Annotated in this window: 19 protein-coding genes; 16 read left to right on the forward strand and 3 right to left on the reverse strand. The window is 46.8% G+C overall.

Features of this window, described 5'->3' with window-relative positions; translation table 11 throughout:
* Nucleotides 1–13: 13 nt before the first annotated feature.
* The 8 genes from scpA to C2747_RS05270 are packed head-to-tail and all read left to right on the forward strand — an operon-like array spanning nucleotide 14 to nucleotide 9077.
* Entirely contained in the window at nucleotides 14–2155 is a 2142-nt protein-coding gene (gene scpA / locus C2747_RS05235; RefSeq protein WP_215333090.1) for a methylmalonyl-CoA mutase, read from the forward strand.
* 22 nt (nucleotides 2156–2177) lie between these two features.
* Nucleotides 2178–3203 carry a methylmalonyl Co-A mutase-associated GTPase MeaB gene (gene meaB / locus C2747_RS05240; RefSeq protein WP_215332983.1) on the forward strand — a complete coding sequence of 342 codons (1026 nt, stop codon included), beginning with the start codon at nucleotides 2178–2180 and terminating at the stop codon, nucleotides 3201–3203.
* Nucleotides 3204–3212: 9 nt separating this feature from the next.
* Nucleotides 3213–4745: an acyl-CoA carboxylase subunit beta gene (locus C2747_RS05245; RefSeq protein WP_215332984.1), complete on the forward strand. Its 1533-nt coding sequence runs from the start codon at nucleotides 3213–3215 to the stop codon at nucleotides 4743–4745.
* A 27-nt stretch (nucleotides 4746–4772) separates the two neighbouring features.
* Nucleotides 4773–6797: an acetyl-CoA carboxylase biotin carboxylase subunit gene (gene accC, locus C2747_RS05250; protein ID WP_215333091.1), complete on the forward strand. Its 2025-nt coding sequence runs from the start codon at nucleotides 4773–4775 to the stop codon at nucleotides 6795–6797.
* A gap of 7 nt (nucleotides 6798–6804) precedes the next feature.
* Entirely contained in the window at nucleotides 6805–7269 is a 465-nt protein-coding gene (locus C2747_RS05255; protein WP_215332985.1) for a VOC family protein, read from the forward strand.
* 17 nt (nucleotides 7270–7286) lie between these two features.
* Nucleotides 7287–8012 carry a tRNA (adenosine(37)-N6)-threonylcarbamoyltransferase complex dimerization subunit type 1 TsaB gene (gene tsaB / locus C2747_RS05260; protein WP_251374837.1) on the forward strand — a complete coding sequence of 242 codons (726 nt, stop codon included), beginning with the start codon at nucleotides 7287–7289 and terminating at the stop codon, nucleotides 8010–8012.
* Nucleotides 8002–8547, forward strand: a complete 546-nt coding sequence (gene rimI / locus C2747_RS05265) for a ribosomal protein S18-alanine N-acetyltransferase (RefSeq protein WP_215332986.1) — start codon at nucleotides 8002–8004, stop codon at nucleotides 8545–8547. Before tsaB ends, rimI begins: the two co-directional genes overlap by 11 nt.
* Nucleotides 8548–8549: 2 nt before the next feature.
* Entirely contained in the window at nucleotides 8550–9077 is a 528-nt protein-coding gene (locus C2747_RS05270; RefSeq protein WP_215332987.1) for a DNA polymerase III subunit psi, read from the forward strand.
* A 9-nt stretch (nucleotides 9078–9086) separates the two neighbouring features.
* On the opposite strand, the gene lplT is transcribed toward C2747_RS05270, so the two are convergent.
* Nucleotides 9087–10406, reverse strand: coding sequence for a lysophospholipid transporter LplT (gene lplT / locus C2747_RS05275; protein ID WP_215332988.1), 1320 nt, complete (start codon nucleotides 10404–10406; stop codon nucleotides 9087–9089).
* Between the two features lie 72 nt (nucleotides 10407–10478).
* On the opposite strand from lplT, the gene alr reads away from it, so the two are divergent.
* Nucleotides 10479–11579, forward strand: a complete 1101-nt coding sequence (gene alr, locus C2747_RS05280; protein WP_215333093.1) for an alanine racemase — start codon at nucleotides 10479–10481, stop codon at nucleotides 11577–11579.
* Between the two features lie 21 nt (nucleotides 11580–11600).
* On the opposite strand, the gene C2747_RS05285 is transcribed toward alr, so the two are convergent.
* Nucleotides 11601–12473: an outer membrane protein assembly factor BamD gene (locus C2747_RS05285; RefSeq protein ID WP_215332989.1), complete on the reverse strand. Its 873-nt coding sequence runs from the start codon at nucleotides 12471–12473 to the stop codon at nucleotides 11601–11603.
* A 20-nt stretch (nucleotides 12474–12493) separates the two neighbouring features.
* Here C2747_RS05285 and C2747_RS05290 point away from each other — a divergent pair, with 20 nt between their 5' ends.
* The 7 genes from C2747_RS05290 to C2747_RS05320 all read left to right on the forward strand — a co-directional run bounded on the left by C2747_RS05290 (nucleotide 12494) and on the right by C2747_RS05320 (nucleotide 20097).
* A complete protein-coding gene (locus C2747_RS05290; RefSeq protein WP_215332990.1) occupies nucleotides 12494–13537 on the forward strand; it encodes an RluA family pseudouridine synthase in 1044 nt (347 codons plus the stop codon).
* Complete coding sequence (gene pgeF, locus C2747_RS05295; RefSeq protein WP_215332991.1) at nucleotides 13518–14297, forward strand: peptidoglycan editing factor PgeF; 780 nt, start codon at nucleotides 13518–13520, stop codon at nucleotides 14295–14297. The genes C2747_RS05290 and pgeF overlap by 20 nt, the downstream gene beginning before the upstream one ends.
* Before the next feature lie 102 nt (nucleotides 14298–14399).
* Entirely contained in the window at nucleotides 14400–16034 is a 1635-nt protein-coding gene (gene phaC, locus C2747_RS05300) for a class I poly(R)-hydroxyalkanoic acid synthase (RefSeq protein ID WP_215332992.1), read from the forward strand.
* A 20-nt stretch (nucleotides 16035–16054) separates the two neighbouring features.
* On the forward strand, nucleotides 16055–16795 hold the full coding sequence (locus tag C2747_RS05305; protein ID WP_215332993.1) for a 3-ketoacyl-ACP reductase: 741 nt from the start codon (nucleotides 16055–16057) through the stop codon (nucleotides 16793–16795).
* A gap of 116 nt (nucleotides 16796–16911) precedes the next feature.
* Nucleotides 16912–17472 (forward strand): polyhydroxyalkanoate synthesis repressor PhaR, encoded by a 561-nt coding sequence (phaR, locus tag C2747_RS05310; protein WP_215332994.1) that lies wholly within the window; start codon nucleotides 16912–16914, stop codon nucleotides 17470–17472.
* A 2-nt stretch (nucleotides 17473–17474) separates the two neighbouring features.
* Nucleotides 17475–18833, forward strand: coding sequence for a 30S ribosomal protein S12 methylthiotransferase RimO (gene rimO, locus C2747_RS05315; protein ID WP_215332995.1), 1359 nt, complete (start codon nucleotides 17475–17477; stop codon nucleotides 18831–18833).
* 79 nt (nucleotides 18834–18912) lie between these two features.
* Nucleotides 18913–20097: an acetyl-CoA C-acyltransferase family protein gene (locus tag C2747_RS05320; protein ID WP_215329938.1), complete on the forward strand. Its 1185-nt coding sequence runs from the start codon at nucleotides 18913–18915 to the stop codon at nucleotides 20095–20097.
* On the opposite strand, the gene serB is transcribed toward C2747_RS05320, so the two are convergent.
* On the reverse strand, nucleotides 20094–20984 hold the full coding sequence (serB, locus tag C2747_RS05325) for a phosphoserine phosphatase SerB (protein ID WP_215332996.1): 891 nt from the start codon (nucleotides 20982–20984) through the stop codon (nucleotides 20094–20096). The genes C2747_RS05320 and serB overlap by 4 nt on opposite strands.
* Between the last annotated feature and the right edge of the window lie 6 nt (nucleotides 20985–20990).

Consider the following 20990-nt stretch of genomic DNA (forward strand, 5'->3'; position numbering starts at 1 on the left):
TACTTGGCCTAATGTGCCAGATTGCGATTTAGATGCCTGGAAAAAATCAGCCCAAAAGTCAGCGCCCAATGGTGATGTTGATAAATTAGGTTGGCAAACGCCAGACGGTATTCATCTGAAAGCCTTGTATACGGCCAAAGATACCGAGGACCTTCAGTACACGCATTCTTTGCCAGGCTTTGAGCCTTTTGTACGTGGTCCACAGGCAACCATGTATTCAGTGCGCCCTTGGACCATTCGCCAGTACGCTGGCTTCTCAACTGCGGAAGAGTCCAATGCGTTTTATCGCAAGGCTCTGGATGCAGGCGGTCAGGGTGTTTCTGTTGCTTTTGACTTGGCGACTCATCGTGGTTACGACTCCGATCATCCGCGCGTGACGGGTGACGTTGGTAAGGCAGGTGTGGCCATCGATTCAGTCGAAGATATGAAAATCTTGTTCGATGGGATTCCGTTGGACAAGGTATCCGTTTCCATGACGATGAACGGAGCAGTGTTGCCAGTATTGGCTGGTTATATCGTTGCTGGTGAAGAGCAAGGCGTGAAGCAAGAGTTGCTGTCAGGCACGATTCAGAATGACATTCTGAAAGAGTTTATGGTGCGCAATACCTACATCTACCCACCAGAGCCTTCAATTCGCATCATCGGCGACATTATTGAATACACCGCCAAACACATGCCGAAATTTAACTCGATCTCGATTTCGGGTTATCACATGCAAGAGGCAGGCGCGAACCAAGTTCTCGAATTGGCATTCACATTGGCTGACGGTAAAGAGTATGTCAAAACTGCTTTGGCAAAAGGCTTGGACGTTGATGGCTTTGCTGGCCGTCTCTCCTTCTTTTTTGCTATCGGTATGAACTTTTACTTAGAGGTTGCTAAGTTACGCGCTGCACGTCTTCTATGGTGGCGCATTATGAAGTCCTTCGAGCCAAAGAATCCAAAGTCTTTGATGTTACGTACACACTGCCAAACATCTGGCTGGTCTTTAACTGAGCAGGATCCATATAACAACGTTGTTCGCACCACAGTTGAAGCCATGGCCGCTGTATTTGGTGGCACACAATCCTTGCATACCAATTCCTTCGATGAAGCGATTGCTTTGCCGTCTGAGTTCTCTAGCCGTATAGCCCGCAACACTCAATTAATTCTGCAAGAAGAAACTCATATCACTAGCGTGATCGATCCCTGGGCTGGCTCTTACATGATGGAAAATCTCACTCAAGAGATGGCTGATAAAGCTTGGGAGATCGTGCAAGAAGTCGATGCCATGGGTGGTATGACTAAGGCGGTCGAGAGCGGTTGGGCTAAGCTCAAGATTGAAGCTGCGGCTGCTGAGAAACAAGCGAAGATTGATTCAGGCTCTGATGTGATTGTGGGCGTCAATAAATACAAGCTTGGAAAAGAAGACTTAGTTGATGTGTTGATGATTGACAACGATAAGGTTCGTGAAAGCCAAGTTGCTCGCTTAAAAGACATCAAGGCGAAGCGCGACTCCAAAAAAGTAGAGGCAGCATTAGAGGCATTAACTAAAGCCGCAGAAGAAAATACTGGCAACCTATTGGAATTGGCTGTCCAAGCGATACGTTTGCGCGCTACGGTTGGCGAAGTTTCTGATGCATTGGAAAAAGTTTACGGGCGCCATCGCGCCGATACTCAAAAGGTGACCGGTGTGTATGCAGCTGCTTATGACTCAGCCGAAGGTTGGGATAAATTGAAAGTCGAGATCGCTGATTTCGCAAAAGACTTTGGTCGTCGTCCGCGTGTGATGATTGCCAAACTTGGCCAGGATGGTCATGATCGTGGCGCTAAAGTGGTTGCGACCGCCTTTGCTGATTTAGGTTTTGACGTTGATATTGGGCCCTTATTCCAAACGCCTGAAGAGTGTGCTCGTCAAGCCATTGAGAATGATGTGCATGCTTTAGGAGTTTCCACTTTGGCAGCGGGTCATAAGACTTTAGTTCCCGCCATCATTGCCGAATTGAAAAAGCAAGGTGCTGACGACATCATTGTCTTCGTGGGCGGGGTCATTCCAAGACAGGATTATGAGTTCTTATATGAGGCCGGAGTTAAGGGCATTTACGGCCCAGGTACTCCGATTCCGGCGTCTGCTAAGGATGTACTCGAGCAGATCCGCAAATCTGCAAAGCCTGATTAACTTTAGATAAAAAGAAATCAGCATGCTCAATGCAGTAGACCAAGTCTTAGTGAATGACCTCACCGATGCGCCCTCATTAGCCCAACGCCGAGCATTAGCCAAGATTATTACCTTGCTCGAATCCACCCGCATAGACCATCGTCAGCGCGCTGATGAGGTTCTCAATACTTTATTGCCAAAGACGGGTAAGTCCTTTCGCTTGGGCATATCAGGCGTGCCTGGCGTTGGCAAATCTACTCTCATCGAAACCTTAGGCTTAGATTTAATTGCAAAAGGTCATCGCGTTGCGGTTCTGGCTATAGATCCATCCTCGAGCTTATCGGGCGGCTCTATCTTGGGTGATAAGACTCGCATGGAGAGGCTATCCGTTTTAGATAACGCCTTCATTCGTCCGAGCCCATCATCTTGCACCTTGGGTGGCGTAGCCGAAAAAACGCGGGAGGCAATGTTAGTTGCCGAAGCCGCAGGATTTGACATTGTGATCGTTGAAACCGTAGGCGTAGGTCAAAGTGAAATTGCCGTTGCTGGTATGACGGACATGTTCCTCTTATTACAACTGCCTAATGCAGGTGATGATCTGCAAGCAATTAAAAAAGGCGTGATGGAAATTGCTGATCTGATTGTGATTAATAAGGTGGATATCGATCCTGATGCCGCCATGCGCGCACAACTATTTATCACCAGCTCTTTGCGACTATTGGGCTTTCAAGGTAACCCTGACCATGCCTCACATCATTTGGAGCATTGGCATCCGACCGTCATGACTTTGAGTGCTCTTGAGGGTAATGGCGTTCCTGAGCTGTGGGAAAAAATTCTGCATTTTCAGAAGCTACAAAATGCGAACGGTCAATTAGCATCGCGTCGTAAGCAACAAGCGGGGGCTTGGATGTGGGATCGGATTGATGCAGGCCTCAAGAATGCTTTTCAGAACCACCCAGCAGTACAAGCACTTTTGCCCAGTCTGAGCGCTGAGGTGAATCAAGGAACGATGGCTGCCTCGGTTGCTGCCAGGCGTTTGCTCGAGGCAATGGGTCACGAATTTTTCTAAGGAGTAGTTATGAAGGAAATCATTCAACAGCTAGAAGCAAAGCGTGAGCTCGCCAGATTAGGTGGCGGGCAAAAGCGTATAGCTGCTCAACACTCCAAAGGTAAGTTAACTGCACGCGAGCGTATTGAGCTCTTGCTAGATGCCGGCACCTTTGAAGAGTGGGATATGTTTGTTGAGCATCGTTGCCATGATTTTGGTATGGCTGATCAGACTGTACCGGGTGATGGCGTTGTTACTGGCTATGGCATGATTAATGGCCGCTTGGTCTTTGTATTTTCACAAGACTTCACCGTGTTAGGAGGCTCGCTTTCAGAGGCTCATGCGGAGAAGATTTGTAAGATTATGGATCAGGCGCTGAAGGTAGGCGCTCCTGTTATTGGCTTAAATGATTCTGGTGGTGCGCGTATTCAAGAAGGTGTTGCTTCCTTAGGTGGCTATGCTGAAATTTTCCAGCGTAATGTTACTGCTTCGGGTGTTATTCCTCAAATCTCTTTGATCATGGGCCCATCAGCGGGTGGGGCTGTATATTCGCCAGCCTTAACTGATTTTATCTTCATGGTCAAAGATAGTTCTTATATGTTTGTGACTGGCCCTGAAGTCGTGAAGACGGTAACGCATGAGGATGTCACTGCTGAAGAGCTTGGCGGCGCAATAACTCACTCGACTATTTCAGGGGTTTGCGATCTGGCTTTTGATAATGACGTTGATGCCATCATGATGCTCCGCCGCTTCTTTAATTACCTGCCATTATCGAATCGCGAAAAGCCGCCCATGATCAATGGGGCGCAGCGTACCGAAGAGCCTGATTTCTCGCTCGATACATTGGTGCCAAGCAATCCAAATCAGCCTTACGATATGAAAGAATTGATCAGGAAAATTGTTGATGATGGTGAGTTCTTTGAGCTCCAGCCTGATTACGCTAAAAACATCTTGATTGGTTTTGCGCGCATGGAAGGTCGCTCGATTGGAATTGTCGCTAACCAGCCTTTGGTTTTAGCAGGTTGCTTAGATATCAAGGCATCCATCAAAGCTGCACGTTTTGTTCGCTTTTGCGATGCCTTTAATATTCCAGTAGTTACTTTAGTTGATGTCCCAGGATTTATGCCGGGCACCTCTCAGGAATATGGCGGCATCATCAAGCATGGCGCAAAGTTGCTCTACGCTTATGCGGATTGCACCGTTCCTAAGGTCACGCTCATTACTCGTAAGGCTTATGGTGGCGCTTATGATGTGATGGCCTCTAAGCACTTGCGGGGCGATGTGAACTTCGCTTGGCCCTCAGCTGAAATTGCAGTAATGGGCCCCAAAGGGGCTGTTGAAATTATCTTCCGCGAAGAAAAGTCTGATCCGGCAAAAATTACAGCTCGTGAAGCTGAGTACAAGGCCAAGTTTGCCAATCCATTTGTAGCTGGTCGTCGCGGCTATATAGACGATGTGATCTTGCCTCATGAAACACGTAAACGTATCTCACGGTCTCTGGCAATGCTTAAGGATAAAGAGCTTACAAATCCACCGCGCAAACACGGCAATATCCCCCTTTAAGGCGCCGGAAAAATCATGACTACAAAAATGTTTAAGAAAATTTTGATTGCTAACCGCGGCGAGATTGCTTGCCGTGTAATGAAAACCGCTAAAAAGATGGGTATTAAGACGGTTGCCGTCTACTCTGAAGCTGATAAGGAAGCTCGTCATGTACAGATGGCTGATGAAGCGGTTTGTATTGGGCCCGCACCATCACGTGAATCCTACCTAGTGATGGATCGCATCATTCAGGCCTGCAAAGATACTGGCGCCGAAGCAGTGCATCCTGGCTACGGTTTCTTATCCGAGAATGAGCAATTTGCACGTCGTTGTGAGGAAGAGGGCATCGTTTTTATTGGCCCTAAGCATCAGTCTATCGCAGCGATGGGCGACAAGATTGCTTCCAAAAAGCTTGCCTTAGAAGCTAAGGTCAATACGATCCCTGGATTTAACGAAGCAATTGAAAAAGCGGAAGATGCTGTCAAGATTGCCCAAGGTATTGGCTATCCCGTCATGATTAAGGCATCAGCAGGTGGTGGTGGTAAAGGCCTACGTGTAGCCTTTAACGATAAAGAGACTTTCGAAGGATTTACAGCCTGTCGCACTGAGGCTCTTAATAGCTTTGGCGATGATCGCGTCTTCATTGAAAAATTTGTTGAAGGTCCTCGTCATATTGAGATTCAGGTTCTGGGAGATGCACATGGCAATATTGTGTATCTTGGTGAGCGTGATTGTTCTATTCAGCGCCGTCATCAAAAGGTCATTGAAGAGGCCCCGTCTCCCTTTATTGATCCTGCAACACGCAAGGCAATGGGAGAGCAAGCCGTTGCTTTAGCAAAGGCTGTGAACTATCAATCTGCCGGTACCGTAGAGTTTGTTGTGGGTAAAGATAAGTCATTCTATTTCCTCGAGATGAACACCCGTCTGCAAGTAGAGCACCCAGTAACTGAAGGTATTACCGGTCTGGATTTGGTTGAGCAGATGATTCGTGTAGCTGCTGGTGAAAAGCTGGCATTTAAGCAGGAAGATATCAAGCTAGATGGTTGGTCGATGGAATGCCGTATTAATGCGGACGATCCATTTCGTAACTTCTTGCCATCGACTGGCCGCTTAGTAAAATACCGTCCGCCAGCAGAGCTTGATGGCGTGCGTGTCGATACAGGCGTCTATGAGGGTGGCGAGATCCCGATGTATTACGACTCCATGATTGCCAAGCTGATTGTGCATGGTAAGGATCGTACTGAAGCAATTGAAAAGATGCGCTCTGCGCTTAACGACTTCGTTATTCGTGGCATCCACTCAAATATTCCTTTTCAAGCTGCTTTATTGCAGCACCCCCGATTTGTATCGGGAGACTTTACAACTGGCTTTATTGCTGAAGAGTATCCAGATGGTTTCAAAAAGGACTCTGTGCAACCAGCTGATCCTAAACGTTTGGCAGCCCTGGCGGCATTCATGCGCTATCGTTATCTTGAGCACATCAAAATGATTGATGGCCAGTTAGCTGGTCATGAAATGACTATTGCGAAGAGGTTTGTAGTTGTTACTGGATCGCAGGTAGGCTCAAGCGAAGATATCAAAGAAATCCCTATCCGGGTGGAGCTTAAAGATGGCATTTACTCTGTCTATATTGAAGAGGGAGGTGATGTTAGTCGTTACAACATCGTTAGCAAATGGCGTCCAGGTGAAATTTGTTTATACGCTACCATCAATGGCACACAAAAAATTACTGCACAGGTTGAGCGTAAGGGTGTGAAATACGCTCTTGTTTTAGATGGCGCCCATTTTGAGTGCATGGTGCTTAGTCCCCTCGGTGCCGAGCTTCAGCGCCGTATGTTGGTTAAAGTCCCAGCAGATACCTCAAAGTTAGTGATGTCACCAATGCCAGGTCTGTTGACTAATATTTCTGTAAATGTTGGTGAGGCTGTTACGGCTGGGCAGAAGTTGGCTGCAATTGAAGCAATGAAGATGGAGAACACACTTATTGCTGCTCAAGATGGCATCGTTGCTGAAATTTGTGCCAATGTTGGTGAAAGCTTGTCAGTTGATCAATTGATTATTCGCTTCGAATAGAGCAATCATGACTAAACCATTCAAGATATTGGGGATTCAGCAGATTGCTATCGGTGGCGAAGATAAGACCCGTCTTCGTAAGCTTTGGGTTGACTTATTAGGTTTTGAGTACAAAAGCACTTTTGTGTCCGAGCGTGAAAACGTCGATGAGGATATTTGCGCTATTGGCATAGGTGCTCATGAGATTGAAGTGGATTTGATGCAGCCGTTTGATATTGAAAAGAAGCCTGCTGTTCATCAAACACCACTCAATCACATTGGTTTATGGGTTGATGACCTTCCAAAGGCTGTCGAATGGTTGTCTGCCCGAGGTCTTCGCTTTGCCCCTGGTGGTATACGCAATGGAGCGGGAGGTCATGACATTACTTTCATTCACCCCAAAGGAAATGAAGAGTTTCCTCTGTGCGGTGAGGGCGTATTGATTGAGCTAGTTCAGGCGCCACCAGATATCATTGCAAGCTTGAGTTCATAAGATCAAGAGAGTTCCAATTGACCCATATATTGGCCATCGATACCTCCTCGGCATGGTGTTCGGTGGCTTTATCTTTAGATAACGCTCCCCCCATAGTTCGCCACCAAAAGGTAACGGCTGGGGCTAGCCAACTTTTATTGCCTTGGGTTCAAGAGTTATTATCTGAAGCCTCGATCAAACTTGCTGACCTCGATGCCATAGCCGTAGGAATCGGTCCTGGGGCTTTTACAGGCGTTCGCCTTGGCGTTGCTGCTGTTCAGGGTTTGGCAACAGCTGCTCGCTTGCCAGTGCTTCCTGTTGCCAGTCTAGATTCCATTGCCAGTCAACTGGTTCAAACTCCTGCATTTGTTGCATCAGGGGCGCAATCTTTTGTCATCGCTGTTGATGCTCGTATGGAAGAGGTTTACTGGGCCAATTACCGAGTTGGAGCAAATTCATTGCCTGCGCGTCAAGGTGATATTCATCTGACTGCTCCAGAGGGAGTTGAGCTCACGCAGATTGATTTTTTAGCAGGTAGTGCAATTGCTGAGTTTGGCGATCGTCTTCTTGCTAGCGCTCCCAGTCCATTTTCTAGCGCTCGTCTTGATTCAAGCATAGGGGTCAGTGCCTTAGGCGTTTTAGCTTGTGCCCAAGATATGTGGAGTCAAGGTCTGCAACAAGACGTTCACCTACTAGAGCCGCTATACATTCGCAATAAGGTAGCGCTGACTTCTGCAGAGCGTAGTCAACAACATGGCCGATAGCCTTAACTCTGTGCAATCCAATACTGAAGGCGTTTCTGAGCTTTCATTTTTGCCTATGACTGCGGCAGATTTAGATTCGGTTCTGGCTATTGAAGCTGTTTCACACATTCACCCATGGACTAAGGGTAATTTCTCAGACTCATTGGCTGCGGGTCACTGGGCTTATTGCGTGAGGCCCCAATTAGCAGATGCGGTAAAAGGGAGTTATTTAGATCCCGATATTCTTTGGGCTTATTGCATCTTGTTTCCTGCTGTAGATGAGTTACATCTTTTAAATATTACTGTTTCACCCAAATTACGTCGCTTGGGTATTGGCGTAAAAATGATGAATGCAATTGAAGGTGTGGCTGCACAACAAAATATGCCTCGGATTATTTTAGAGGTTCGTCCTAGCAACGAGGCAGCACTTCATCTCTATCAAAGCCTCGGGTATGAGCAAATTGGTTTACGTAAAAATTATTATCCAGTCGATGCTGTCAATGGCTTGCGTGAAGACGCCCTAGTTTTGGCTAAATCGATTAAGCTTAAGGCATGACTATGAGTACAAATTCCACCTATCTTAAAGAAATGGGTATCACTGAGTGGACATCGCGCGACGCTGCTCCAGAACCCATGCAAGCAATACTTGCTGCGGAGGTAAGCAATGATCAGGCTGCTACAGAAACACAAGAGCGTCATTCTTTAGGAATCTGGTGGTTTTTTGGTAACAAACCTCAGGGTGATGCCGAAGCCCTTTTTCAAAACATCATTCGGGCTCTTGGTTTAACTCCACAAGAGTGGTCTTGGAAAAATCCCGCGGATAAATTTAATCCCGAGCTATTGCCGCAAAATGGAAAGCCCATAGTTGCCTTAGCTTTTGGTGGCGCTGCCGCACAAAAATTATCTGGTGAACGAGATGCGCTGCCAGAGCTTCGCGAAACTGTCTTAGCAATTAACGCTGACGGAGCAGAGGATCTGCCGCTGATCGCTACTTTTGAATTAAATCAGTTGCTTTCAAGGTCAAAGGATAAGGCTCTATTTTGGCAAGATCTACTGCTTGCAAAATCAGTCCTGCAAAATATCTAAGCCTTGGGCTTAGTGCTTATGTTCACCAATTAAATGCATGGAGTCGTATTCGGCTTGATTGGTGGCATGACGTTTAATGACCAGCCACATGATCACGCTAACAGCTAGACCAAAGCCAATAATGACCGCCTGAATTGGTACATCCAACCAAATCAATCCGGAGTAGATTAAGAGCATCATCAAAACAGAAATATTTTCATTAAAGTTTTGAACGGCAATCGAGTGGCCAGCTGACATCAGTACATGCCCGCGATGCTGAAGTAGGGCGTTCATAGGCACCACAAAATAGCCCGCTAACCATCCAACTAATACCAATAGAAAATAAGCCGGTAGCAAATTGAGTGAAATCTCAAAATTCCCAATAGTCAAGACAGTGATATTGGGAAGCATGTTTGAGTTATAGATAGCCATGACGCAAACAACTAAACCCATGGCAATTCCATATGGGAGTACTTTCAGTGAACTTCTGAGAGGTATACGCCAGGCTGCATACATAGCTCCTCCGGCGACACCAAATGCAGATATTGCTTGAAGAATAGCTCCTTGGGATAGGGTCATATGAAGAGCAACCTGAGCCCACTTAATCACAATAAATTGCAAAGTGGCGCCAGCACCCCAAAACAAAGTGGTGACTGCTAACGAGATCTGACCAAGACGATCATCCCAAAGCGTCTTAAAGCAGACAGCAAAATCTTTGATCAACTCAATTGGATTAGTCTTTTGTGACTCGTATTGGGCCCCAGTGTCGGGGATGCGTAAATTAATCAGAGCTGCCACCACATAAATCATCATGATGATCGTGATGGCAGACTCTGCCGCAGTATCGATGCCAGTTTCGAGGACGGGTACGTCAAATCCCAAGAGACTCTCAGATACGGACTTGCTAATCAGGACGCCGCCAAGAACGGTACCCATGATGATGGAGCCTACAGTAAGCCCCTCAATCCAGCCGTTGGCAGCTACCAGCTTTTCAGGCGGGAGTAGCTCGGTGAGAATGCCGTATTTAGCAGGAGAATAGGCAGCAGCTCCCAGGCCCACAATCGCATAGGCCAGTAAAGGATGGCTTCCGAACAGCATGACTACGCAACCGATAAACTTAATCGTATTGGTGATGAACATGACATTCCCCTTGGGGCGGGAGTCAGCAAAGGCTCCCACAAAGGCTGCCAGCAATACATAGGAGAGGACAAAGAATAATTTGAGTAAAGGAGTCATCCAGGCCGGAGCATTAAGCTGTACCAAGAGGGCGATTGCTGCGATCAGCAAGGCGTTATCTGCAAGCGACGAAAAAAATTGCGCCGCCATAATGATGTAAAAACTTCGGTTCATTCGTACAATCTAGTCATTAATTAATTAAAACATGAAAGGAGGGTGTAAATGAGTCAGTCGGCTAACCGCTTTATTAGTAGGCCTATTGTGGCAACTATACACACTGATGCCTTCCGACATAATTTAGGCCGTATTCGGGAGCTTGCCCCAGAATCTAAGATCTGGTCAGTTGTGAAGGCAAAAGCCTATGGCCACAGCCTCGAAGCTGCATTTAAGGGGTTGGAATCTACCGATGGCTTTGCCTTGCTAGATATTGCAGATGCGCAATGGCTAAGGGACCATGGTTGGGAGGGTCGCATTCTTTTATTAGAGGGGCTGTTTAGTCAGCGAGAGCTCGAGCTGGTAATTAAGCTTGAATGTGACTTAGTGGTTCATAGTGAGAAGCAGGTTACATGGCTTGAAGGCTTTGAAAATTATTCGGGTCGCCCAATAAATGTCTTTCTGAAACTGAATTCGGGAATGAATCGCCTTGGTTTTAGGCCAGAAGAATATCGCACGGCTTTTCATCGCTTGCATGCTGCCGGATACCATCTGCATCACATGACTCACTTTGCTAATGCGGACCAGGTTGATCATTCGCCAACGGTCGGAGAGCAAATGGAGTGTTTCAACAAAACCACCGAAGGACTTGAGGCACCATCTTCCTTAGCCAATTCAGCCACTATCCTTTGGCATCGCAATGCATTAGGTGATTGGGTGCGCCCGGGTATTCTGCTGTACGGCGTTTCGCCAACTGGGGTGCATGCTGATATCGTCCGCTCTGAATTCCAGGCGGTGATGAGTTTGCGTAGTGAAATCATCGACATCCAAAACCTCAAGCAAGGTGACCACGTCGGTTACGGTGGTCGCTATGAAGCTCCAGAAGATATGCGTATTGGTGTGATCGCTGGTGGCTATGCCGACGGATATCCACGTCATGCGGAAGATGGCACGCCGGTATGGGTTGAGGCTGCTGATGCCCAGGGCGATGGCGTCATTTGCCCAATTGCTGGACGAGTCTCCATGGACATGGTGACGATTGATCTGCGCGAGGCGCCCAACGCCAAGATAGGCAGTGTGGTGGAGCTATGGGGTAACGAGGTACCAGTAGATGATGTGGCTCAAATGAGCGGCACCATCGGCTATGAACTGATTTGCGCATTAGCGCAGAGGGTGCCGGTGCTTACTGAGTAAAGCTACCGGCTTTATTGATTATTACTTATTCCAGATCTGCCACCAGCGACGTTCTTTTTGAACGCGTTGACCAGTTATCAACATTTGACTGTCAGGGAAGTTGAGCTTAAAGACGCGAGCCGCATCGTTACTGAGGTCAGTCATGCCCAGCTTTTCATAAGACTTCGTCAGTAGGTAGAGCGCCTCCTCAACGGCTGGTGCGCGATCATAATCTCGTATAACCAGCTGAGCTCTATTGGCTGAGGCTAGGTAAGCGCCGCGTTGATAGTAGAAGCGAGCCACAATCACGTCAGCCTCCGCTAATGAGTTGACGATGTAACGCATTCGATCCAAAGAGTCAGGCGCATACTTACTATCAGGAAAACGCTCAACAACAACCTTGAAAGATTCAAAAGCTTCTTTAGCCGCCTTTGGATCTCGCTCACTTAAATCTTGCCCTGTAAATTTACCGAGCCAACCTAAATCATCATTAAAGCTGATTAAGCCTTTGAGGTAATAGCCGTAATCTAAGTTGGGACTGCCTTGATGCAGCTTAATAAATCGATCGATGGCAACTAGGGCTTGGGCTTGCTCTTGTGCTTTCCAATAGCAGAAGGCAGCATTAATTTGTGCCTGTTGAGAATAGGGTCCAAATGGGAAGCGACCTTCTAACTTTTCAAAATACTTGCCGCACTTTGCATAGTCCGCATCTTTCATTTTCTCATTGGCTTCGGAATACAGCTTTGTTTCTGACCAAATATCCGTGTCATCTTTTTGGCCATCACTGCCTGCACATCCACTCAGGACAAGGCAAACAGCGCTAGCGCCGACAATGAGAGAAATGAGCGATTTTCTGGAAGATGACCCAAGGGTGGTCGCAAGCCTTAAACTGGCGTCTGTAATAACGTCCGACATAACTAAAAGGCTCTTTAAGCGTGGCATTGCCGCATACTCCCGATTCGAATCCCATTGATTATATCGATGATGAGGATTTCATAGCCCTAGAAGTTCCTCCCGAGGTCAGCGGAGAGCGTTTGGATAAGTTTCTTGGCGGCGCTTTGCCTGATTATTCCCGCAATCGCCTTAAATCCTGGGTTGAGGCTGGGGCGGTAACGGTCGATGGAAAAGTCACCAAAGTGCGTCATTTACTTCGTGGGAGCGAGAGTATTAAGGTGTTTCCTCAAGAAATGCCCGAGCAGTTCGCTTTTTCTCCTGAAAATATTCCCCTAGATGTTGTTTATGAAGATGACTCCATTATTGTGGTCAATAAACCTGCTGGACTCGTGGTGCATCCTGCCGCCGGTAATTGGACCGGAACCCTGTTAAATGCCTTGCTATATCGCTTTCCGGAGCTCAAGCAGCTTCCAAGAGCAGGAATTGTTCATCGCCTAGATAAAGACACCTCTGGACTCATGGTGGTTGCTAGAACCGATATTGCCCAAACCTCACTGGTAAGGCAGCTTCAAGAGCGAACTGTGGGGAGGCGTTATCTATCATGGGTGTGGGGTGACGCCCCTTCTCAGGGTAAGGTGCTGGCGACTGTTGGTCGAGATCAGCGCGATCGGCTCAAAATGTCTGCTGGTTCTGCTCAAGGTAAGCCTGCCGCTACCTTATTTCGGCGCCTGGCTAAGGGGAGCTTTACAGAAAGTTCAGTTGCTTTACTGGAGTGCCGCTTAGAGACTGGCCGTACCCATCAAATTCGGGTTCATTTAGAGTCTTTGGGTTTCCCTCTTTTGGGTGATCCGGTCTATCGCAAGAGGACTCCTGGAGTTGCTAAATCATTGCCATTTAGTCGCCAAGCTTTACATGCTTACGCCTTAAGTCTGCAGCACCCCACAACTCAGGAAGTCATGACCTGGTTTAGATTACCTCCCCAGGATTTGATTGATTTATTGCCTTTAGTGGGAATGACTGAAGCCGACTTGCCAAGAGAAGAGGCTCTATTAGCCTCTATTAAAAATGACCAACGCGCTCAGTAGGATTGAACCAAGCTGGACCGTATCTCAGCAAATTCAAGCTTTTTGCACTACCAGGCAAGGCGGCATTAGTAAGCCACCATTTGATAGTCTTAATCTTGGGCTGAATGCGGGTGACGATTTAATGGATGTTCTCCAAAACAGGAGCATCGTCAGGTCAGAGCTACCCGCTGAGCCGCTTTGGCTCAAACAGATTCATGGCGTCACAGTAAGTACTCCGGCCTCGAGGAGTGCCCTAGGTAATGGGCCTTTTGAGGCAGACGCTGCAGTCACCAACATCCCAAATGAGGTGCTAGCCATTTTGATTGCGGATTGCATGCCCGTATTATTTACAAGCAAAGCAGGCGATGTCATTGGGGCGGCTCATGCTGGTTGGCGCGGTTTGAGTGGCGGCGTTCTGGAAAACACCATTGATGAAATGATCGCGCTATCTCCAGGCCTCATGCCAAGTGATATCAGTGTGTGGATGGGTCCAGCAATTGGACCGAGTACATTTGAAGTGGGCGAAGATGTTTTACAAGCCTTTGCTCAGCAGGGCCATGGCATATTATCCAAGGCCTTTATTCCGGTTATTGGCTTGCCTGGAAAGTACCTGGCTGATCTATATTTGCTGGCAAGAGATCGCTTACGTACTCTGGGTATAGGGCAAATTACTGGTGGTGAGTTTTGCACCGTTAGTGACCCGGAGCGCTTCTTTTCATACCGACGGGATAAGACCACGGGTCGCTTTGCCTCCCTCATTTGGATTGCAGAAAGCGCTTAATCTTGGGGTTATTGCTATCCTAGCTCTTGGGCTAGGGTTAGTGCGTATAACCCTTCCAGCCCGATAGATGGAGAATGGTCTCAATAACTTTACGAGATCATTATGTTTGCAGGCATGAATACAGGTGTAGCGCCATCGTTGGCTCCACACCATATGGCGTTAATTCCCCCAGAACGATTAGCGGAAATCCAAAAAGAATATTTCACTGAGTTCTCCCATCTTGCAACTAATCCTGAAGATGTCGAAGTAAAAGATCGCCGCTTCTCCGGCAAAGCTTGGCATTCCTCATGGAGCAAGATGATTGCGGCAACCTATTTGCTGAACTCAAAACATTTGCTTTCGCTTGCTAAAGCAGTTGATGCAGACGAAAAAACCAAAACCAAGATTTTGTTCACTACAGAGCAAATGATTGATGCATTGTCACCATCCAACTTTATTGCAACTAATCCCGAGGTTCTTGAAAATATTATTAGTTCACAGGGACAGTCTATTCAAAACGGTATTGTGAATTTGCTTGGCGACCTCAAAAAAGGAAAAGTTTCTCAGACAGATGAAAGTGCTTTTGAAGTCGGGAAGAATATTGCAACAACTGAAGGTCAGGTGGTATTTCGTAATGATCTCTTTGAATTAATTCAGTACACGCCGCTAACCGAAACAGTGTTTGAGCGCCCTTACTTAATGGTGCCGCCTTGTATTAACAAGTACTACATTTTAGATTTACAACCTGATAACTCAGTTGTGCGTTACATGGTTGAGCAAGGTCATACGGTCTTCTTGGTTTCTTGGAAAAATCCAGATGCTTCGATGTCTAAAATTACTTGGGATGACTATGTAGGTGACGGTGTCATCAAGGCGATTGAAGTCGTCAAGGATATTGGTGACACTGATCTAATTAACGTTCTCGGCTTTTGTGTCGGCGGAACTTTAACTTCTACCGCCTTGGCAGTACTAGCGGCGCGGAAAAATAATTACGTCGCCAGCTTAACCTTGCTAACTACTCTGTTAGATTTTAGTGATAGCGGCATCCTAGACGTGTTCATCGATGAAGGCATGGTGAAGTTACGTGAGAACACTATTGGCGGCGATGGTGGCCAATTCGGCATGATGTCTGGCTTGGACTTGGGTAATACCTTTTCCTTCTTGCGCCCGAATGACCTGGTCTGGAATTATGTTGTCGAGAATTACTTAAAGGGTAATTCACCTCCACCGTTTGATTTGCTCTATTGGAATGGTGACTCAACCAATCTGCCTGGTCCAATGTACTGCTGGTATTTACGCCATACCTATTTGCAAAATGAATTAATCAAGCCCGGCAAGCTTACCGTTTGCGGAGAAAAAGTGGACCTAGGCAAAATTACTGTTCCAGCTTATATCTACGCATCGCATGATGATCACATCGTGCCTTGGAAATCTGCTTATGAGTCTACGCATATCTTAAAGGGTAAGAGTCGATTTGTTTTGGGCGCTTCTGGACATATTGCTGGCGTGATTAATCCACCAGCAAAAAATAAGCGCCATTATTTCGAAAACAATACATTAGCCAAGACTGCAGATGAGTGGCTGGCTGCGGCAAAAGATATTAAAGGTAGTTGGTGGCCTAACTACGCTAAATGGTTAGAAGATTTTGGTGGCAAGAAAGTGAAAGCTAGTAAGACGTTTGGTAATACACGCTACAAGAAACTAGAGGCAGCGCCTGGTAAGTACGTGAAGGAAAAAATATCCACAGCTGCTCAATAATATTTTCATAAGGGGAATACATGACTCAAAAGATTGCATACGTAACTGGTGGTATGGGTGGCATTGGTACCGCTATTTGTCAGCGTCTTGCCAAGGATGGCTTTAAGGTCATCGCTGGCTGCGGCCCGAATTCCCCGCGCAAAGATCGCTGGATTGGCGAACAAAAAGCTTTGGGTTATGACTTTATCGCTTCTGAGGGTAATGTTTCCGACTGGGAAAGTACGGTTGCTGCCTTTGATAAGGTCAAGGCCGAAGTGGGGCGTGTCGATGTTTTGGTGAATAACGCTGGAATTACTAAAGACAGCGTATTTCGCAAAATGACCCCAGATCAGTGGAAGGCAGTGATTGATACCAATCTCAACTCTTTGTTCAACGTTACCAAACAAGTAGTGGATGGCATGGCTGATAACGGCTGGGGTCGCATTATCAATATCTCTTCTGTTAATGGTCAAAAGGGTCAGTTTGGTCAGTCTAACTATTCAACAGCAAAAGCAGGCTTGCACGGATTCACGATGGCTTTGTCACAAGAGCTCGCTTCTAAAGGCGTAACAGTGAATACGGTTTCCCCTGGTTATATCGGTACTGATATGGTCAAGGCCATTCGAGAAGATGTCCTTGAAAAGATTGTTGCCGGTGTTCCAGTGAAGCGCTTAGGCACCCCCGAGGAGATAGCCTCGATCTGCTGCTGGATTGCTTCTGTTGATGGTGGCTACGCTACCGGGGCTGACTTCTCCTTAAATGGCGGCCTGCACACGGGCTAAATCTTATAAAAATAGAGTTTTAGTGGTCTCATCATCGGCATATTTACCTTTAGCTCAAACTAGAGATAAACTATGCCGATGTTGCATTGCAGTAACAAGAGTTAGGAAAAAACTACATGGCCACACGTTCTAAAAAAGCCGGCGACAGCCGCTTAATCAAGAAGTATCCCAATCGTCGTTTATATGACACCCAAACGAGCTCTTATGTCACGCTGGCTGATATTAAAAATTTAGTGATGGCTGGCGATGCTTTTAGCGTTGTAGATGCAAAAAATGAAGATGATCTAACTCGCAATATCTTGCTACAAATTATTCTGGAAGAAGAGGCTGGCGGAGCTCCAGTTTTTTCAACTCAAATGCTTTCTCAAATCATTCGCTTCTATGGAAATTCTATGCAAGGTTTGATGGGTAGCTATCTTGAAAAAACCATGCAATCTTTTGTGGATATTCATAATAAGTTGGGCGATCAAAGTGAAGGCATGGGGGCGGGTAGCACACCTGAGGCTTGGGCCAAAATGATGAACCTGCAAAACCCAATGATGCAAGGCCTCATGGGTAATTATATGGATCAAAGCAAAGATCTGTTCGTGAAGATGCAAGAGCAAATGCAAAATTCCCCGAACATGTTTAGTAGCTTCCCGTTTGCTGGGCAAGCCAATAAGACTGAAAAAGAATAATTGTGGCAGGTAAAGTTGGTTTTGTTTCCTTGGGATGCCCTAAGGCGCTGGTTGATTCCGAACTCATCCTCACGCAACTCAGCGCTGAAGGCTATGAGACCGCTAAAGATTATGCTGGTGCCGATCTGGTGGTTGTAAACACCTGTGGCTTTATTGATTCCGCGGTAGAGGAGAGCCTTGCGGCGATTGGTGAAGCCTTGGCTGAAAACGGCAAGGTAATTGTGACGGGTTGCTTAGGCGCCCGAAAAAATGCAGATGGCAGCGATCTCATTCAGAGCATACACCCTAAAGTCCTTGCTGTGACTGGGCCGCATGCCACCCAAGAGGTGATGCAGGCTATTCATTTGTATCTTCCAAAGCCGCATGATCCCTTTACTGATTTGCTGCCACCGATTGGCGTCAAGCTCACACCAAAACATTATGCGTACTTAAAGATATCTGAGGGTTGTAATCACCGCTGTACTTTTTGCATTATCCCAAGCATGCGAGGTGATTTAGTTTCACGTCCAATTGGTGAAGTCTTGCTTGAGGCAAAAAAATTATTTGAATCAGGTGTGAAAGAGTTGCTAGTTGTTTCGCAAGATACGAGTGCCTATGGTGTTGATATCCAATATCGCACTGGCTTTTGGGATGGCAAACCTGTTAAGACACGAATGTTTGATTTGGTAAATGCCTTAAACCAAATTGCGAGAGAGCATCAAGCTTGGGTGCGTTTACATTATGTTTACCCATATCCACACGTCGATGATGTCCTGCCATTAATGGCTGAGTTTTCTGAGCACGGTTTTGGCGTACTTCCTTATTTGGATATTCCTTTGCAACACTCGCATCCAGATGTCCTTAAGCGCATGAAACGTCCCGCTAGTGGCGAAAAGAATTTGGAGCGTATTCAGGCATGGCGAACGGCTTGTCCGGACCTGGTCATTCGCAGTACTTTTATTGCCGGTTTTCCTGGCGAGACTGAGGAAGAGTTTTTGCATCTATTGAACTTCCTCGATGATGCTCAAATTGATCACGCGGGTTGTTTTGCTTATTCGCCTGTGGATGGGGCCACTGCCAATGCTTTGGATAATCCAGTTCCGAGTGAGTTACGCGAGGAGCGCCGAGCTCGCTTCATGGCTAAAGCTGAGGAAATCTCAATCAAGCGACTTGCTAAAAAAATAGGTAAGCGTATTCAGGTCATCATTGATCGGGTTGATGAATCCGGTGGAGTGGGTCGAACTATTGGGGATGCCCCTGAAATTGATGGTCTGGTGCGGGTTCTACCCTCAAGTAAGCCTTCCAAGCGCTACCGTGTTGGTGAAATCATCAAAGTAACGGTGATTAGCTCCCAAGGGCATGACCTAATAGCCGAAACTTGACTATTAGAATAAAAATGGTGTTTTGGCCCTGTATTGGGTCAATCGTTTTACTTAATTAGGTATCGTAAAGGGGATTGTTATGAGTCGTGATGTCGTCGTTTTAAGTGCTGTACGTTCCGCAATTGGCGCATTCAATGGATCGCTCAGTAGCCTTGAGCCAAGTGAGCTCGGCGGTATCGTGATGAAAGAGGCCGTTGCGCGCTCTGGTGTAGATCCATCATTAATTAATTACATCACGGTAGGCAACACGATTCCGACTGATAACCGTTACGCCTATGTTGCTCGTGTAGCCTCTATTCAGGCTGGTTTGCCAATGGAATCTGTGGCGATGGCCTTAAATCGTTTGTGCAGCTCTGGCTTACAAGCCATTGTGACTACGGCCCAAGCCATTATGTTGGGCGACTGTGATTATGGTGTTGGTGGTGGCGTAGAAGTGATGTCACGTGGCATGTATGGCTCACCAGCTATGCGCAGTGGTGCGCGTATGGGTGATACCAAAATGATCGACTTGATGGTATCTGTTTTAACTGATCCATTTGGTGTTGGTCATATGGGTGTTACAGCTGAAAACTTGGTTGAAAAGTGGAAGCTCACTCGTGAAGAGCAAGATGCTCTGGCAGTAGAGTCCCATCGCCGTGCTGCACACGCCATTAAAGAAGGTCGTTTTAAATCTCAAATCGTTCCCATCACCATCAAAACTCGCAAGGGCGATGTGGTGTTTGATACGGACGAGCATTGCAAACCAGAAACCACCATGGAAACTCTAGCGAAGATGAAGGCAGTCTTCAAAAAAGAGGGCGGCAGTGTTACTGCAGGTAATGCATCAGGTATTAATGATGGCGCAGCATTTTTTGTGCTGGCGGATGCGGAAGCGGCGAAGAAGGCTGGTCATAAGCCAATCGCCCGTTTAGTTTCTTACGCGATTGCTGGCGTACCAAACCACATCATGGGTGAGGGTCCAATTCCCGCAACCAAGATTGCTCTTGAACGCGCTGGACTGAAATTAGATCAAATCGATGTAATTGAATCTAACGAAGCTTTTGCTGCTCAGGCATTGGCCGTTACTAAAGGTTTGGGTTTAGATCCAGCCAAGACTAATGTGAATGGTGGAGCGATTGCATTGGGCCACCCAATTGGTTGCTCTGGCGCTGCGATTGCGACCAAAGCTATCCATGAGTTACATCGTGTTCAAGGTAAGTACGCTTTGGTCACCATGTGCATTGGTGGCGGACAAGGTATTGCAACTATTTTTGAGCGCCTCTAAGCAATCAGTAATAAGGTAGCATCCAAGCCGACTCGGTCGAAAGCCGCGTCGGCTTTTTCTTTAACAATCGGCTTTGCTTTATAGGCAATGCTGATACCAGAACCATGCATCATTGGCAGATCGTTGGATCCGTCGCCCATGGTGAGGGCATTCTTCTTATGGCAATTCATGAGAGTGCAGGCTTGTTCTAAATAAGTGTTTTTAGCTGCACCATCCACAATATCGCCAATGACTTTACCTGTTAGTTTGCCGTCGATGATTTCCAGAGTATTAGCTTGGGCTTGTTTGAAGCCTAACTCTTGCTGTAGTCTTTCAGTAAAGAAAGTAAAACCACCAGAAACTAGCAGCGTATATAGTCCCTGAGCATTTGCTCCAGCAAGCAATTGAGCTGCGCCAGGATTAGGGCGTAAACGCTCTTTGTAGACCGAATCAAGTACATCAGCAGATACACCGGCTAAGAGGGCTACGCGCCTGCGCAAGCTTTCTTTAAAATCTTTAATTTCGCCGCGCATAGTGGCCTCAGTGATTTCTGAAACAGCTGCTTTCTTGCCAGTAAAGTCAGCAATCTCATCGATGCACTCAATGTTGATGAGAGTAGAGTCCATATCCATGGCCAGTACTTTCACCTCATCCGGCTTAAATCCTGGTGATAGAAAAGCTAAATCAACATCATGCTCACCGGCAATATTTCGCATAGCAACCCTAGCTTCCGGTGTTAAAACTTGAGCGCAAGTCCAGCGAGCGGTGAAGTATTTAGAGTGTGCATGCTCTGCACTTTCTTTGGCAATCGAAACACCTAAGACTTTTGCATGCTCAATCAATGCGGCATTTAATTCTGCTGGGATTGCAGTATTAGCAAGGGCGACGAGTGTAAGGAGACTAGACATAGAGGG

This window comes from Polynucleobacter corsicus (genome assembly GCF_018688255.1).
Classification (GTDB): Bacteria; Pseudomonadota; Gammaproteobacteria; order Burkholderiales; family Burkholderiaceae; genus Polynucleobacter; species Polynucleobacter corsicus.